This window comes from Pseudomonas sp. Irchel 3H9, assembly GCF_900187495.1.
Classification (GTDB): Bacteria; Pseudomonadota; Gammaproteobacteria; order Pseudomonadales; family Pseudomonadaceae; genus Aquipseudomonas; species Aquipseudomonas sivasensis.
This window is the reverse complement of record NZ_FYDK01000004.1, coordinates 706,946-722,764: the sequence shown is the minus strand read 5'-3', so window position 1 is coordinate 722,764 and position 15,819 is coordinate 706,946. Positions and strand designations below refer to the sequence as shown.

Below are 15,819 nucleotides of genomic sequence, written 5' to 3'. Positions count from 1 at the left end.
GATCGTAATCGCCCTCAGGACTTCACTGCGATCATCCAGCCATTACTCCCCACATGGACGTGAGCAGGTTTATTGTGGTGAGCAGGCTTGCCCTGCGCTGGGCTGCGAAGCGGCCCCAGTACTGAGGAATGCCGTTTGCCAGACACTCCGCGGTGATGGGTTTTGGGGCTGCTGCGCAACCCAGCGCAGGGCAAGCCTGCTCACTACACAGAGCCCGCTTGCCACAACACAATGTGTGCACTCGCGACGCTAAGGACTGGAGATCGTAATCGTCATCAGGACTTCACTGCTATCATCCAGCCATTACTCCCCACATGGACGTCTCTATGCACCTGATCGCAGCTCCCGCACTTGCCCTGGCCCTTACCGGCTGCAGCATCACGCAAACCGTCACCCCAGTTTCCCTGTCCACCACCCAGTCCCCGGAGATCTGCACGATCCCCGCAGAAGGCCTGCGCGAAGGATTCAACACCACCTACACCGCGCAACTGCGCAGCAAAGGTTTTCACACCCGCGAATTGCCGCCCGGGAGCCCGCCTGCCAGCTGTGCGTTGTCGACCACCTACATTGGCAAATGGAGCTGGGATATGGCGCTGTACATGAGCTTTGCCCAGATCCAGGTGTTCGAGAACGGCCGCCAGGTCGGCCAGGCGCTGTACGACTCGACTTCAGGTGGCGCACGGATGGGCAAGTTTATCGACGCACAGAACAAGATCATCGAGATGACCAACCAGCTGTTCCCGGAAGTGGTCTACGGTACGACCCGGCCTGACCTTCCCTCAGTGCCAGACTGAATTCAACAGACAAGCACCTGAAGCTCTACGTCTTAAAAGTCTGGGATATTGAAGTCCAGCTCGACCTCGTACGCACGTCCCACGCGTGGTCTTGTTTTAAACCACAGCTTTCCGCTGATCGGCTTTTCAGGGTAGGCGCTTTTCAACTCAACCCAACCCTCAATCCCTTCGTAATCTGTGGTGACACCGGTGTCTCGGATAAAAGTCATGTAAAGCAACGTCAGCGTCACAGGGTTTGCGCCGACACTACAGGTGTCGCTGTGAGCGCTCTCAGGGTTTATGCCGATACTATAGGTGCCGCTGGGAGCGCTCTCAGGAGTGAGTGCCAGTCCAATGAGCGATGTCCGACCAGGGCTTTCCAGATCATCCACTGTGCCACGGAAACTCAACGTCCCATTTTGGTTGTCACGGTAGATCCATGTCGCCTTAAAGGGATACGTTTGATCATCGCTCAGGCTGACGACCTTGCCGTTCATGGTACCGGTGGCCGTCCCTTTATTAGACTTATACAGTTCGATGTCTTCAAACATGTTGATCTCCCGCTCCACTATCAATGTGAGGTCGCCGCGCTTTCAACCGGTATTGAAGTGGAATAAACGTGAGTTGTAACCTGTGACTTATGACAGGTTTAAACACGCGTTTCTTATTACCTGTGGTCATTAGTACAAGGTTCACTTCGACCAGAACGGCACGCGCACTACCACCCCCCCATCGCCAGACTGAACGGCGAAAACTGCTCAAACTCCCAACGCAACGCCAACGCCGCCGAGCGCCTTACCACGTGTTCCACGGTCACCGTCCACAACCGCTGCGCGCCTTCAAACGCTGCCACTTCGGGACCGCTGAGGATCAGCGAGGTGCTTCCGGCAATCTGCAATACGTCGCCCGAGTCAAAGTCGATGAACAGCAGACCCGCCACCGGGTTGGCTGCCAGGTTGCCCAGGGTGTTGAAGAACAGGTTGCCGGCAAAATCCGGGATGGTCAGCACGTTGCCGTCGACACGCACAAAGCCGGTGTTGCCGCCGCGATGGGACACGTCCACCGAACGTTCGCCTTCAGCGTCCACATAGCTGGCGACGAAGAAGGTGTCGGCGTTGCGGATCATCGCTTGGGCGCCAGCGTCGAGGTTGCTGGAGCGCTCGGCCACGGTGCCGGGTTTGCGCGCGATACCGTCCACCGGCCGCAGTTGGATGTATTTAGGGCAGTTGCCGAAGGTATGCACCACGTCCACCGAAAAACCCTCGTGATCCAGGGCGCCGATGCGGCCGTTCATGCGGTTGCGGCGGCGGGTGTTGAGGTCGATGCCCAGCAGCCCCACGGACGCTCCTTGCCGCACGGCATTGCGAGCGGGGTCGCTGGTATTGGGCAGACTGTCGATCTGCAGGGTCTGCGGCTCGGGCGAATGGGCGAAACCCGGTGCGCCCTCAATCATCGTCGCCCACGGAATGCCCTGTTCGTCCACCACACCCAGCAACAGGTATGGCAGCAAAGGGTAGAAATCCCGGTGCTGCTCAGGCAAGTGATCACGAATTACTTTGGGCCCGACCACAGCCATGCGCTCAGCGACGCCGGCGCTTTCCTGCATCTGCCGTTCGCCGGCATGCCAGGGGGATAGTTCGATTGGATTCATGGCGATGACCTCCCGTTAGATGCTGCGATGCTGCGCCCTGCCCGCCAACAGAGGGAATAACCACCCCAGACAATCCACTGTTACGCCAACTGAAATGCTGGGTGTTCCCGCAACGCCGCCACGCAATGGTCGACAAAACTGCGCACACGCATCGGCGCGTTGCGGCCCTCGCGATACACCACATTGACTGGCAGCGGCGGCCCTTCATAGGCCGGCAAGATCCGGCGCAATTGCCCGCTGCCCAACGGCGCGTGCAGCGGGTAGCTCAGGCAACGCACCACGCCCGCCCCCAGCACGGCGGCATTGATTGCGCCTTGTACCGTGGAGCAACTCAACCGCGCACGCGCCTTGAGCAAATAGCCTGGGAAATCCCAATGCACGTGCTCGGCACTGGCGATCAGCCGATGCTGCTTGAGCTCGCTCGGGTGCCGGGGCTCGCCGTGGGTGGCGAGATAATCGGGGCTGGCGCAAAGGAGTTGCCGCACCTGCCCGAGCGGCCGCGCGATCAGTGACGAGCTGGGCAGCTCGCCCACCAGGATCGCCACGTCCAGGCCCTCCTCATGCAGGTTGGGGTCATAGTCGTGATAACGCGCCACTACGCGCATGTCGGGGTACCGCTCCAGATAGTCGGCCAACACCGGCGCCATCAGGTAACGGCTGAACAACAGCGGCAAGAACACCCGCAGATTGCCCTGAGCCTGCACATGCGCGCCCTTGGCCGAGGCTTCGGCGGCGTCCACGCTGGCCAGCAGTCGCAGGCAGTCGGCCAGGTAGGCGCTGCCGGCGTCCGTAAGGCTCACGCCTTGGGTGCTGCGTTGCAGCAACGTCACGTGCAGGCGTGCTTCCAACCGCGCAATGGCACGTACCAAGGTCGGGCCGGAGACGCACGCACGGCGCGCCGCCGATGCCAGGCTCGGTTGCCCGGCCATGGCGGCGAACAGTTGCATATCGCGAAAGCGCTCCATCAGCCGTGCCGTTGGAGCGCGGCGTCCTGGCCCAGGCGCTGGCTGAGAAAATCCACAAACGTACTGACCTTGGCCGGCACACGCCCGCTGCTCTGGAACACCACCTGGATCGGCAGCGGCGCCGGTTCAAAAGCCTCCAGCACAATCTCCAGTTCATCGGCCGCCACCGCTGCCGCGACTTGATACGACAGCACACGGGTCATGCCCCACCCCAGGCGCGCCAGGTTAATCGCCGCGTTGTTCGCCGAGACCACCAAGCGTGGTTCGATGGGTACCGTCAGCGGCTGGCCGGCGTCGACAAACGCCCACTCACTGACCAAATGGCTGGAGGATAGGCCGATGATTTGCGCTGCACGCAATTGCTCGGGGTGCAGCGGGCGACCGTGCTGGTCGAGATAACCAGGCGACGCGCACACCACACGGCGCACCTCGCCCACCTTGATCGCCTGTTGCCCCGGTTCATGCAGATGGCCGATACGCACAGCCACATCAATCCCTTCGTCGACCATGTTGACCACCCGATCCACCAGCAAGGCATTGATGTTCACCTGGGGAAAGCGGTCGAGATAGTCACCCAGCACCGGCGCCACATACAGCTCGCCAAACAGCACCGGTGCGGTCACCGTAAGGTGGCCACAGGGGATCGAATAACTGCCCGCCGCCGCTTCTTCGGCTTCGTCCAACTCGGCGAGGATGCGCCGGCAATCTGCGAGGTAACGCTGGCCGGCTTCGGTCAGGTGCAAGCTGCGCGTAGTGCGCGCCAGCAGTTGGGTGCCGATGCGTTGTTCCATGGCCGCGATGGCGCGGGTCACGCTAGGCGGCGAGGTGTTCAGGCGGCGCGCGGCGGCAGCGAAACCCTCCTCCTCGGCCACCGCCAGGAACACCTGCATTTCGTGAAATCGGTCCATCGATGCGCCTCAGGAAGGTTACTGTGATTGCAAACCTACCGCCGTACGCGGCATGCCCACAAAACCTGGCAGGGCCTCAATACTGGCAAGCCAGGCGCGCACCTTAGGGTAGTCGACCAGCGACACATTACCTTCCGGCGCATGGGCCACGTAGGTGTAGAACGCGATATCTGCAATGCTCGGCTGCTCGCCAGCCAGGAAGCGGGTTTCGCTCAGTTGCTGTTCCACCAGTTCCAACAAGGCATGGGCGCGACTGATGGCGGCCGCCGCGTCCACGTCGGCGCCAAATACCGTGGCCAAGCGTGCAGTCGCGGGCCCGGCATGCAGCTGTCCGGCAGCCGCCGACAACCAACGCTGTACACGTGCCTGCCCCACCGGGTCGCTTGGCAGCCAGTGGCCGTTGCCGTATTTCGTGGCGAGGTAGACCAGGATCGCGTTGGAGTCCGCCAGCACCGTGCCGTTATCGTCAATCGCCGGCACCTGGCCGAAGCGATTGATCGTCGCCGTGAAATCAGCGGATTTATGGGCGCCTTGCTTGAGGTCCACCAGGATGAATTCGGTGGGCAGCCCCAGCAGGGACAGCATCAGCTCGGCCCGATGGGAATGGCCGGACAGTGGAAAACCATAGAGTTTGATCGCAGGCTGGGACATGTAAGGCTCCAAAAGGTGGGGGTTCCGACACCTGAGATGTTCCACCGCTGCGCCGATCAATGGAATCACCAGGTTTTACAATCCAGCATTTCACCCGGTGAAACAATCACTCGCCAAACAGTTCAACGATCAGCGTAAACAGCGTGGTCTTCACTGCGCTGTCCAACTCGGTCCAAGCCAACCCCGTGCTGGCCTGGAACGCTCCCAATACCAGCGGCCGCGACACGCAGTTGGCTGGCAACGCCCGCGCAGCCTGCTGCGGCAAAACGCCGACGCCCAACCCGGCACAGACCAGCGCGAGCATGGTGGTGAACTCGCCCAGCTCGGACGCGATCTGCAGCGGGATGCCCACGGCCTGGATAAATTCGTCGTAGAACCCCGGCGCATAGCGCCGCGCGAGGATGTACACCGGCACGCCGAGCAGATCGCCGGGCTGGATCGAATCCTGTGCGGCCAACGGATGATCCATCGGCAAGGCCACACAGAACGGCTCGCGCAACACCACGCGGGTCTGCACACCGGGGTAGGCGGCGGGCAGGCGCATCAAGCCGAAATCGAGGCGGCCATGCTTCAACGCGGCGGCTTGATCGGGGCCGGGCATGTCCTTGAGTTCCAGCTCGATACGCGGGTAGCGCTGATGCACCGCGCGGATCAACTCGGGCAACAGTTGCGGCAATACCGACGACACAAAGCCCAGCCGCACTCGGCCGATTTCCCCCCGGTTGGAGGCCCGCGCCGCCTCCGCCGCCCGCGCGGCCTGGTGCAGGGTCGCCTGGGCCTCCGGCAGGAACACCCGGCCAGCATCGGTCAATGTCACCGAGTGCCGATTGCGGTCCAGCAGGCGTACGCCCAAGCCACTTTCGAGTTGCTTGATCTGCATGCTCAGCGCCGGTTGCACAATCGACAACTGCCCCGCCGCCCGGCCGAAATGCAGCTCCTGGGCCAGTACCACAAAAGCGCGCAAGTGCTTGAGTTCCATCCAGCCCTCCTGGTTATCACGGATATTGATCAGCCGATCATAAATGAACATTGGACCTGCGCCCTACACCGAGGTGAAGTTAAGCCCATCAGACAGCGTTTTGATTATCACAAGCGCGCGCGGAGAAATATGCCCATGCAAAGCGTTCTAGACACCTTTCGCCTCGACGGCCGGCTGGCGCTGGTCACCGGTTCCAGTGCCGGTATCGGCCTGGCCATCGCCCGTGGCCTGGCCCAAGCGGGCGCACGGGTGGTGCTCAACGGGCGTAACCGCAGCACATTGCGTGACGCCGCCGCCCTGCTGACCCTCGAAGGCCTGGAGGTGCACACCCAGGCCTTCGACGTGACCGACAGCGCAGCAATCCAGGACGGGGTGGCAACAATCGAGGAACGCCTCGGCCCCTTGGACATCCTGGTGAACAACGCCGGCATGCAACGCCGTGGGCCGCTGGAAAACTACAGCGAGCAGCACTGGCGCGAACTGATCAGCACCAACCTCGACAGCGCCTTCCTGGTGGGTCAGGCCGTGGCGCGGGCGATGATTCCGCGCAAACGGGGGCGCATCATCAATATCTGTTCGGTGCAAAGTGAATTGGGCCGCCCGGGCATCGCGCCGTATGCGGCGAGTAAAGGCGCGTTGAAGATGTTGACCAAGGGCATGGCCATCGACTGGGGCCCGCACGGGCTGACGGTCAACGGTATCGGCCCCGGTTACTTCAAGACCGAGTTGAACGCCAACCTGGTGGCCAACCCCGAATTCAGCGACTGGCTGGTGCAGCGCACACCGAGCCGCCGCTGGGGCGACGTCGCCGAGTTGGCCGGTGCAGCGGTGTTTCTGGCCAGCGATGCCGCAAGTTTCGTCAACGGTCATATCCTGTATGTCGACGGTGGCATCACCGCGTCGCTGTAACCCTGGAGAACCTTATGCACGCCATTGTCTGCCACGCCTCAAAAGACCTGCGGGTGAGCCCCCAGGACGAACCCCCTGCTCTGGGGCCCGAGCAACTGCGTGTACGCATCGCCCGCGGCGGTATCTGCGGCTCGGACTTGCACTATTACCAGCACGGCGGCTTCGGCACTGTGCGCCTGCGCGAGCCGATGGTGCTCGGCCATGAAGTATCGGCAGTGATCGACGCCGTGGGCTCGGACGCCGGCCAGTTCAAGGTCGGCCAGCGCATTGCCGTATCGCCGTCACGCCCGTGCGGCGCTTGCCGCTATTGCCATCAAGGCCTGCCCAACCATTGCCTGAACATGCGCTTTTACGGCAGCGCGATGCCCTTCCCGCATATCCAGGGCGCGTTTCGCCAGAGCCTGGTAATCGAGACGCATCAGGCACATGTGCTGGCCGATCACGTCAGCCTCGCCGAAGGTGCGCTGGCCGAGCCGTTGTCGGTCGGGTTGCATGCGATCCAACGGGCCGGCGCGGTGTTCGGCAAGCGCGTACTGGTGACCGGTTGCGGCCCCATCGGCAACCTGCTGATCGGCAGCCTGCGCGCCGCCGGTGCCGCTGAAATCGTCGCTGTGGACCTGTCCGCCAGCGCACTGGCCTGTGCGGAAAAAATGGGCGCCACGCGCACCCATAACATCGCCGACGGCATCGATGCGCTCAAACGCTACACCGCCGAGAAGGGTTACTTCGAGGTGATGTTCGAAGTCTCCGGCAGTGCCCAAGCCCTGCGCAACGGCCTGGACTGCATCGCCCCGCGCGGCGTGCTGGTCACTGTCGGGTTGGGCGGTGAAGTGTCGCTGCCGCTGAACCTGCTGGTCAGCCGCGAGATCGACCTGCGCGGCACCTTCCGCTTCCACAGTGAGTTTGCCCAGGCGGTGGACTTGCTCAATCGCCAGGTCATTGATGTACGGCCGGTGATCTCCCATACGGTGCCGTTCGAGCAAGCCGTGCAGGCGTTTGAACTGGCTGCGGACAAGACCCAGGCGATGAAGGTGGTGCTCGATTTTGGTGTGGCGGAGGTGGATTGAAGCGGTGGGCCAGATAACCTGAGGTTGCCTGATAGACCGCCATCGCCGGCAAGCTGGCTCCCACAGGGGCTGGTTTGTCAGCGCTCTTCCAGTCGCTCGCGCAAAAAGCGGTGGCTCACCGAAAACAACCGCCGATAGGTAAGCAACACCGCCCCTACCGTGCCCAACGCCGATGACGCGGCGATCAAGAACATGATCACGATTTGATACCGCACCGCGTCCACAGGGTTCTCTCCGGCCAGCACTTGGCCGGTCATCATGCCGGGCAGACTGACGATGCCGACCACGGTCATCTGGTTCAGCGTGGGGATCATCCCGGCGCGCACGGCCTGGCGAATGGCTTCCTGGGCGGCTTCCCAGCGTGAGCCGCCGAGGGCCAGGATCATTTCGATGGTGTTGCGGCCCGAGGTAAGTTCCTGGGTCATGCGCTCAATCCCTAAGGACACGCCGGTCAAGGTGTTGCCGAGGATCATGCCAAGCATCGGGACAGCGTATTGCGGCTCGTACCATGGGTGAATGCGGATCACCGCAAACAAGCCCACCGCCGTCACCAGCCACGAACTGCCCCACACCGACAGAATGCTGTCGACCCGCTGCCCCCGATACGTACGCCGCCCACGTCCCGCCGCCGAAAGCCCGGCGATCAGGGTCATGGCGCACATCAGCGGCAGCACCACGTACCAATAGGCGAATTCAAACACCCAGCCCAGCAGGTAACCGATGGCCAGCAGTTGCACCACGGTGCGCACCGCCGCCCATAACAACTGGCGTCCAAGGCCCAGGCGCAGCAGCAACGACAGCGCGCCGTTGACCAGGATCAGCGACGCGGCAATGCCCATGTCCAGGGCGGTGAGGTTTTGATAATTCATGGTTGGGCCGCTCCGCTGAGGACACCGGCACTCATGTGCAAGTGGATGTCACTCATGCGCTGTGCCTGATCCAGATCGTGGGATACCCAGATATAGGCGCGGGCCTTGTTACCGGCGAACCAGGCGTCGATCAGCGCTTCCACATCACGGGATGACGCAGGGTCGAGGGCGGCGGTTGGCTCGTCGAGCAACAGCACTTCGGGGTTCAGTTGCAGTGTGCGGATCAGCGAGACCACCTGGGACTCACCGCCCGACAGGTCCAACGCGTTCTTGGTCAAAAAATCCGCTGCCTTGCCGGCATGCCCCAACAAGGTCGTCACCACGTCCTGGTCAAAGCGGCGTTGGTGCAGCGTCTTGAGGCTGAACGGGAACCTGAGGTTGTCCTCCACCGTGCCTTCGAGCAACGCCGGGCGTTGAGACAGGTAGCTGATATGGCTGCGGTAATGGGGGATCTGCGCGTTGACGATCGGCTGGTTGTTCCACAGCACTTGCCCGGAACTCGGCGTATCGAGCAAAGCCAGCGCACGCAGGAAGACGCTTTTTCCAGAGCCCGATGAGCCGGTGATGGAGACGCGGTCGGCGCGCTTCAAGGTGAAATCCGTGGGTTGCAGCAAAGCCACCTGGCGACGCTCGTCGATACGCGTGAGGGCGCGGGTTTCTATCAGGGCGCTCATGGACGCGGTATTCCTCTTAAAACCTGTTGGGCGCAATGGTGAAGCAGGCGCAGGAAGTTTTCATGAAAAAATTCAAACTATCGCCACCCACGTTGTTCAGAAACTCAGGTTCAACGTTAAGTAGGAGACGACATGCAATACCGACAACTGGGCCATTCGGGCCTGCTGGTATCCGAAATCATCCTCGGCACCGTGCCCTTTGGCGGTCGCGCCGAGTTTGAAAAGTGCGGATCGGTGGACGTGCCCCAAGCCAAGCGCATGTTCGATATCGCATTCGATGCCGGGGTCAATATGGTCGACACCGCCGACCTCTATTCCCACGGTCTGGCCGAAGAAGTGGTCGGCAAGGCCCTGGGTGACAAACGCAACGATATCCTGCTGGCCACCAAGGGCCGCAGCCCGGTAGACAGCAACCCGAACAACTCCGGCTCCTCGCGCTACCACCTGATTCGCGCCTGCGAAGCCAGCTTGAAGCGCCTCGGTACCGACCACATCGATCTCTACCAATTGCACAACTGGGACGGCATGACGCCCATCGAGGAAACCCTCGAAGCCCTGCGGCTGTTGGTAGGCTCGGGGAAAATCCGTTACTTCGGCACCAGCAACTTCACCGCCTGGCAGATGATGAAAACCCTGGGCAAGGCCGAACTGCACGGCATGCTCAAGCCGATCACCCAACAGATCTACTACACCCCGGAATCCCGCGAGGCCGAGTACGAGTTGCTGCCGTTGGCCCTGGATCAGAACGTCGGCACCCTGGTGTGGGGGCCAATGGGCGAAGGCCTGCTGACCGGCTCCACGCGCCGTGGGCAAAAACCGCCGGCCAATACCCGCCAGGGCAGCGACTGGCCGGAACCCTACGTGCATGACCAGGAGCGTGCGCTGGACATCATCGAAACCCTCGCCGCCGTGGGTGATGAACACGGCGTGTCGGTGGCGCGTACCTGCCTGGCGTGGCTCAAGGATCGTCCGGGGATTACCTCGCTGATCGTCGGCGCCCGCACTGAAGCGCATCTGCGCGACAACCTGGCGGCCACCGAACTGAAACTCACCGACGAACAGTCCTCGCGTATCGAAGCGGTGACACGGCGCCAACCGTTGTATCCGTACTGGCATCGTTTTACGGCCGGCATTGATCGCTTTGATCCGGCGGAGCAGCCGTTCCTCGCCGAGCATCAGAAAACCATGGATGCACGCAAAGACAAGTAACCCCTGACCCCCTCAACGCCTGGGCGACAGCCCCACTGCGCACGCCACCAAGGCCGGGTCACCCTGGAAGCGCGCCGATGCTGGATTGGGGCTGTCAGCAACGCGCAAGGTCGGCCGCTTACCCACGCGTATGCGAGGGGCAGGATCGACGATCCCCATGCAATGCTGCAGCGCGATAAAGTCCGGCAAGTGCGGCACTGAGAGGTGTAAGGTCGGCTGATTGCCCGCTACCAGCACATGCGGTGTGCATTGCCCATCGTAAATCAGCGTGTGACGAATCAACGGGTTGGCGTGGCAGTACTCCAGCAGGTTCTCCTGCGGCGAACTCACCAATGCGCTGTTGATGATCAACAGGTCGAATGCCACGCCTCCCGAACGCGTCAGCACGCGCAACTCATCGAACGAGCTCAAGGGCGCGATGCGGTGATAGCCCATCAGGTTGAGCATCTTCTCAATCCTGATCCGCTGCTGAAGGTCAGCATCGGCAATCAAGAGGCGGAGCGTTTTAGTGGACATAGGGTAACCCTGACAGTTGGGCAGCAACGTCGATCATTCAACGGTGCACACGGTAACCGTCAGCAGGAGCGCATGACTTTAAGACGATTCTTAAACCCTATCGGGGGCGCATACCTGATTTGCAATCGAGCGCCACACTGCCTATATTTCCCGCCTGGCGCTCTCTACGCCACCTTCCGCGGAAAGGGCTGCGCCCAAGACACTCAAGCTTCACCTCATTTCTACGACTCCCAACCTTAAAGCGGAAAAGGTCTGTGCAAGGAGATCGTATGTCGCAACGCCCCCTATCTTCCAACACCGATGGCCGTCTCAACCTTGAGCAGCAGCGCAAGCGCGCCAAGGAACTGTTGCGGCACCTGAAAAGCCAAGACCCGGCTGCCACACTGTCCCAGGCCCAATGGCAGGTGGCCAAACAACTGGGTTTCAGCAGTTGGCCCAAGCTCAAGGCTCATATCGACGCCATTGACTTCGCCGCCCGCCATCCCGACTTTGCAGCCAGCGATGAAGCGCGCACCACCCACTGGCGCTGCGGCAATGACATCGCCCATAGCCTGCAGGTGGCGGGGTTCAAGGGCCGGTTCCACATGCTCAGCGACCCGCTGTGCATGGGGCCGGTGCGTGATCTGCCCAGCCCGGCATTTCGTGCGATGCGCAGTGCCTTTATCAGCCAAGCCTTTGCCATCAATGAAACGGATGCAGCGCGCCGCGTCGACGATGAATACAACCACCTCGAAACCCTGGCCAGCGCCGAACACAGCGTGTTGTGGTGTGAGGCAGATGCCTATGACCAGTTGTTCCTGATCCGCGCCTTGGCCGGTCTTGAACAAGCACCGGGCAAACTGGAGCTGATCGAGGTGGACCGCATTCCCGGCGTCGAGCGCTTTATCGGCATCGGCCAACTGGCGCCGGACGTGCTCGCCTGGCTCTGGCCGCAACGCAGACTGATCGGCGACGAGGCCGTGCAACTGGCCAAACGGGCCTGGGCAGCCTATTGCGACAGTTCACCCATCGCATGGGCAGCGTTGGCCCACGGCAAACACCCCGCCCTGCCCTTGCTTGCCCCGGCGCTGTTGCGCCAGTTGCAGGAATTGCCGGGAACACACGATGGTCTGTCGCTGACCGAGCGCCTGTCCCTCACCTACCTCGCCGAAGCTGGGCCGTTGCCGTTCGGTCGCGTGTTCGCCGAATTGATGGCCAAGCGCGACCCGCTGCCGTCCATGGGGGACATGATGTTTCAGGTGCTGCTGCGGCCATTGATCGATGGCGACAAGCCGTTGCTGACCGAGACAGACCCACAAAAACCATGGCCGCAACGCATGTTGGCGCTGACCCCCTTGGGGCAGGACGTGCTCCATGGCCGAGCCCATTGGCCCGACCATGCAGCACATGAGCGCTGGGTCGGCGGCGTGCGTATCACACCTGGCCAGCCGCACTGGATGATTGATGAGGATCTGAACCCTGTCTGGAGCACCCAGTAAAAAAGCCCGCCGTGCATGACACACGGCGGGCTTTTTTGTGACCGATTACCCTTAAGGCAACGGCTCGAACTTCAACGCGCTCAAAGGCTGCACCTTGTCCTCGCGCACCATCTTGTACTCGGTGTTCGGGCCGATCCAGCGCTCCCAGATCGCGTCGATCTCCCCGGCCTTTTCCATCGCCATCAGCGACTCATTGACCTTGGCCAAAAACGCCGGCTCGTCGCGGCGCATACCGGCACCAATCGGCTCCAAGGCCATCGGTTCTTTGGCAATCGCCAGTTCCACACCACCGGCCTTGGCCTGATTGACCAGCTTGAGGGCGGTCATGGTGTTGGTCACCAGGCCCACGACCTTGTTCTGCTGCAGGGCCATGTAGGCCGAGCCAGTGTCCTGGAAGGTCACCGGGGTGGCGCCGGCAAGGCGGATCGACTGTTCGGAGGTCGAGCCCTTGGTGGAGCTGATGCGCTTGTCCTTGAAGAAGCTTTTCGGCTGGTCGGCATTCGCCGCGCGCACCACCAGGGTTTCCTTGGCGATGTAGTAAGGGTCGCTGAACTGGATCTGGTCGGCGCGGGTCTTGGTGTAGGCCAGGTTGGCGAAGATCACATCGACACGGCCCATTTTCACTTCAGGAATACGCGCTTCAACCGACAGTGGCTTGAGTTCCAGGGCTACGCCGAGTGTCTTGGCCAGGGCTTTGCAGAGGTCGACGTCCATGCCGACCAGCTCGCGGGTTTTCGGGTCCGGTGCGGAAAATGGCGGGACGTCGGCGTACACCCCACAGCTCAAGGATTGCTTGGCCATGATGTCGCTCAGTTGGTCGGCTTGTGCGACCGCGATTGCCAGTGGCCCCAACGCCAGCGCAGTAAACAGATGCTTCATACCCATGGGAAATCTCCAGAAAGTTGGACCAGCAAAATGGCAGAGGGAGCAAAACCGCCGCAGCTCAATGGGCCCGCAGGTCGGCGATGAAACGTTGCGCTCGCGGGTGCGAGGGCTGGGTGAAGAAGGCCTCGGGGCTGCTCTTTTCCAGAATCTGCCCTGCATCCATAAACCAGATGGTGTCGGCCACTTCGCGGGCGAAATTCATCTCGTGGGTCACGCACATCATGGTCATGCCGTCCTTGGCCAAGCCCTTCATCACGCTCAGCACTTCGCCGACCATTTCCGGGTCGAGGGCACTGGTGGGCTCGTCGAATAGCATCACCGGCGGCTCCATCGCCAGTGCGCGGGCGATTGCCACGCGCTGCTGTTGCCCGCCGGACAACTGCGCCGGGTAAGCACCGGCCTTGTGGGCCAGGCCGACACGGTCGAGCAACTCCATGGCTTTTTGCTTGGCCGCCGCGCCCTTGAGGTTGCGCAGTTTGTTGGGGGCCAGGGTGATGTTTTCCAGCACCGACAGGTGCGGGAACAGGTTGAAGCTCTGGAACACAAACCCCACGCGGCTGCGCAGGCGGTTGATCTGCGCGTCGGTGCCGTGAACGTCCTGGCCGTCGAACAGGATCTGGCCTGCCTGGATGTCTTCCAAGCGATTGACCGTGCGAATCAAGGTGGATTTGCCCGACCCCGAAGGGCCGCACAGCACCACCACTTCGCCGGGTTGCACTTCGGCCGTGATGTCAGTGAGCGCCTGGTACTCGCCGTACCATTTATTGATTTTCGAAAACATGATCATTGGATGCATGAGCGCAGCCCTCTTCAATTATCGGTGGCCAGCAACGGTTGGCCAGGCAGGGTTTGCCCTCCGTCGCCCAGGCGCTTGCGCGCAATGCGCTGTTCCACATAACCGGCCAGGCGGGTCAGGCCGAAACACAGCAGGTAGTAGATGATCGCCAGGATGAAAAACACCTGGAACGGCTTGGTCAGCAGTTGGTTGTTGACTTGGTTGGCGGCAAACGTCACCTCCTGCACGTTGATCACGTAGCCCAGTGAGGTCTCCTTGATGATCGAGATGAACTGGCTGATCAGGCTCGGCAACGCGTTGTACAGTGCCTGGGGCAGGATCACCCAGAGCGTGGTGCGCACGTAGCCCAGGCCAAGGGCGCGGGACGCTTCGTATTGCCCACTCGGCAAGGCCTGGATGCCGCCGCGAATGATTTCGCACAGGTAGGCGCTCTGGTAGATCACCAGGGTGCAGAGCATGGTCATGAAGCCGGTGATGTTATGGCCGATCAGCAACGGCACCAGGAAGTACGTCCAAAAGATCACCATCAGCAAGGGAATACCGCGCAGCACGTAGACCCACACCGTGGCGACCCAGTACAAACCTTTCCACGGCGATACCCGCGCCAGCGCCAGCAGCAAGCCGAACGGGAACGCCAACAGCAATGCCAGCGCGGCCAGGATCAGGGTGCTCGCCAGGCCACCCAATGGGCCGTGGGGGTATTGACCGATGAGGAACAACGTCCAGTTGTTCTGCAGGATTTCAACGATATCGAACATCGCCATCTACCTCGCCAGGGCTTTGCTGAAGTGCCGAGCGAGCAACGCCCCGGCGCCCATCAGCAGCAGTGAAAACACCAGGTAGAACACCGTGGCCACCAGGTACGACTCGAAGGTGCGGAACGTATAGTTCTCCACTTCGCGGCTGGCGTAGGTCAGCTCCATCACACCAATCGCCATGGCCAGGCTGGTGTTCTTGAACAACAACACGGTGTGGTTGATCAAGGACGGAAGGCAGTTGCGCACCCCCTGAGGCAGGATCACGTAGCGCATTGAGCGCACGTAGCCCAGTCCCAGGGCTCTGGACGCTTCGGTCTGCCCGGCCGGAATGGCGCGCAGGCCGCTGCGCATGTCTTCACAGAAATACGCGGCCTGGCACAAGCCCAGGGCGATCACCGAAAACAGGTATTCGGTGTTGTGGTTGGCCAGCCACAGTTGCGCGGATTCGCTGAGCAACGTGGGCACACCGAAGTACCACAGCATCAGTTGCACCAGGGTCGGTACGTTGCGGTGGTAGGACACGTACCCCGCCACCAGACGGTCGGCCAGCTTGTTGCCGGTCAGGCGCACCGTAACCAGCGTCAGCGCCAGCACCATCGCCAGCAGCCAGGCGAACAACGCCAGCTGCAAGGTCATTTCGATGCCCTTGACGATCAGCTCGGCATACTCGCCTTGCAGAATCGCGGCCAAATCGAAGTCTTGCTTCATGGTCAATCCCTATCGGCATTGGG

General features: G+C 61.7%; 18 protein-coding genes. 5 read left to right on the top strand and 13 right to left on the bottom strand.

Annotation, left to right across the window (positions count from 1 at the left end; translation table 11 throughout):
* Window positions 1–326 precede the first annotated feature (326 nt).
* Window positions 327–794, top strand: a complete 468-nt coding sequence (locus tag CKW32_RS18605) for an Sbal_3080 family lipoprotein (RefSeq protein WP_095185642.1) — start codon at window positions 327–329, stop codon at window positions 792–794.
* Window positions 795–826: 32 nt separating this feature from the next.
* Here CKW32_RS18605 and CKW32_RS18600 read toward each other — a convergent pair whose 3' ends face one another.
* The 6 genes from CKW32_RS18600 to CKW32_RS18575 form a co-directional block, all read right to left on the bottom strand.
* Window positions 827–1,324 carry a hypothetical protein gene (locus CKW32_RS18600; protein WP_095185641.1) on the bottom strand — a complete coding sequence of 166 codons (498 nt, stop codon included), beginning with the start codon at window positions 1,322–1,324 and terminating at the stop codon, window positions 827–829.
* Between the two features lie 167 nt (window positions 1,325–1,491).
* Window positions 1,492–2,424 carry a pyridoxamine 5'-phosphate oxidase family protein gene (locus CKW32_RS18595; RefSeq protein WP_095185640.1) on the bottom strand — a complete coding sequence of 311 codons (933 nt, stop codon included), beginning with the start codon at window positions 2,422–2,424 and terminating at the stop codon, window positions 1,492–1,494.
* 80 nt (window positions 2,425–2,504) lie between these two features.
* Window positions 2,505–3,389 (bottom strand): LysR substrate-binding domain-containing protein, encoded by an 885-nt coding sequence (locus tag CKW32_RS18590; RefSeq protein ID WP_095185639.1) that lies wholly within the window; start codon window positions 3,387–3,389, stop codon window positions 2,505–2,507.
* Complete coding sequence (locus CKW32_RS18585) at window positions 3,389–4,297, bottom strand: LysR family transcriptional regulator (protein ID WP_032887281.1); 909 nt, start codon at window positions 4,295–4,297, stop codon at window positions 3,389–3,391. The genes CKW32_RS18590 and CKW32_RS18585 overlap by 1 nt, the downstream gene beginning before the upstream one ends.
* Before the next feature lie 18 nt (window positions 4,298–4,315).
* On the bottom strand, window positions 4,316–4,948 hold the full coding sequence (locus tag CKW32_RS18580; protein ID WP_095185638.1) for a glutathione S-transferase family protein: 633 nt from the start codon (window positions 4,946–4,948) through the stop codon (window positions 4,316–4,318).
* 106 nt (window positions 4,949–5,054) lie between these two features.
* Complete coding sequence (locus CKW32_RS18575; RefSeq protein WP_095185656.1) at window positions 5,055–5,927, bottom strand: LysR family transcriptional regulator; 873 nt, start codon at window positions 5,925–5,927, stop codon at window positions 5,055–5,057.
* 135 nt (window positions 5,928–6,062) lie between these two features.
* On the opposite strand from CKW32_RS18575, the gene CKW32_RS18570 reads away from it, so the two are divergent.
* Together CKW32_RS18570 and CKW32_RS18565 are read left to right on the top strand one after the other, a co-directional pair.
* Complete coding sequence (locus CKW32_RS18570; RefSeq protein WP_095185637.1) at window positions 6,063–6,836, top strand: glucose 1-dehydrogenase; 774 nt, start codon at window positions 6,063–6,065, stop codon at window positions 6,834–6,836.
* A 14-nt stretch (window positions 6,837–6,850) separates the two neighbouring features.
* Window positions 6,851–7,903, top strand: a complete 1,053-nt coding sequence (locus CKW32_RS18565; protein WP_095185636.1) for an L-idonate 5-dehydrogenase — start codon at window positions 6,851–6,853, stop codon at window positions 7,901–7,903.
* A 77-nt stretch (window positions 7,904–7,980) separates the two neighbouring features.
* On the opposite strand, the gene fetB is transcribed toward CKW32_RS18565, so the two are convergent.
* On the bottom strand, window positions 7,981–8,772 hold the full coding sequence (fetB, locus tag CKW32_RS18560; protein ID WP_095185635.1) for an iron export ABC transporter permease subunit FetB: 792 nt from the start codon (window positions 8,770–8,772) through the stop codon (window positions 7,981–7,983).
* A complete protein-coding gene (locus CKW32_RS18555; protein WP_095185634.1) occupies window positions 8,769–9,446 on the bottom strand; it encodes an ATP-binding cassette domain-containing protein in 678 nt (225 codons plus the stop codon). The genes fetB and CKW32_RS18555 overlap by 4 nt, the downstream gene beginning before the upstream one ends.
* A gap of 132 nt (window positions 9,447–9,578) precedes the next feature.
* On the opposite strand from CKW32_RS18555, the gene CKW32_RS18550 reads away from it, so the two are divergent.
* Window positions 9,579–10,655, top strand: a complete 1,077-nt coding sequence (locus CKW32_RS18550; protein ID WP_032887275.1) for an aldo/keto reductase — start codon at window positions 9,579–9,581, stop codon at window positions 10,653–10,655.
* A gap of 12 nt (window positions 10,656–10,667) precedes the next feature.
* On the opposite strand, the gene CKW32_RS18545 is transcribed toward CKW32_RS18550, so the two are convergent.
* Window positions 10,668–11,171: a hypothetical protein gene (locus CKW32_RS18545; RefSeq protein WP_032887274.1), complete on the bottom strand. Its 504-nt coding sequence runs from the start codon at window positions 11,169–11,171 to the stop codon at window positions 10,668–10,670.
* 269 nt (window positions 11,172–11,440) lie between these two features.
* Here CKW32_RS18545 and CKW32_RS18540 point away from each other — a divergent pair, with 269 nt between their 5' ends.
* Window positions 11,441–12,649: a DUF1835 domain-containing protein gene (locus tag CKW32_RS18540; protein ID WP_095185633.1), complete on the top strand. Its 1,209-nt coding sequence runs from the start codon at window positions 11,441–11,443 to the stop codon at window positions 12,647–12,649.
* A gap of 51 nt (window positions 12,650–12,700) precedes the next feature.
* On the opposite strand, the gene CKW32_RS18535 is transcribed toward CKW32_RS18540, so the two are convergent.
* The 4 genes from CKW32_RS18535 to CKW32_RS18520 are packed head-to-tail and all read right to left on the bottom strand — an operon-like array spanning window position 12,701 to window position 15,796.
* Window positions 12,701–13,534 carry an ABC transporter substrate-binding protein gene (locus CKW32_RS18535; RefSeq protein WP_032887272.1) on the bottom strand — a complete coding sequence of 278 codons (834 nt, stop codon included), beginning with the start codon at window positions 13,532–13,534 and terminating at the stop codon, window positions 12,701–12,703.
* A 58-nt stretch (window positions 13,535–13,592) separates the two neighbouring features.
* Window positions 13,593–14,321: an amino acid ABC transporter ATP-binding protein gene (locus CKW32_RS18530; RefSeq protein ID WP_177434288.1), complete on the bottom strand. Its 729-nt coding sequence runs from the start codon at window positions 14,319–14,321 to the stop codon at window positions 13,593–13,595.
* A gap of 23 nt (window positions 14,322–14,344) precedes the next feature.
* Window positions 14,345–15,088 carry an amino acid ABC transporter permease gene (locus CKW32_RS18525; protein ID WP_032887299.1) on the bottom strand — a complete coding sequence of 248 codons (744 nt, stop codon included), beginning with the start codon at window positions 15,086–15,088 and terminating at the stop codon, window positions 14,345–14,347.
* 6 nt (window positions 15,089–15,094) lie between these two features.
* Window positions 15,095–15,796 (bottom strand): amino acid ABC transporter permease, encoded by a 702-nt coding sequence (locus tag CKW32_RS18520; RefSeq protein ID WP_095185631.1) that lies wholly within the window; start codon window positions 15,794–15,796, stop codon window positions 15,095–15,097.
* Between the last annotated feature and the right edge of the window lie 23 nt (window positions 15,797–15,819).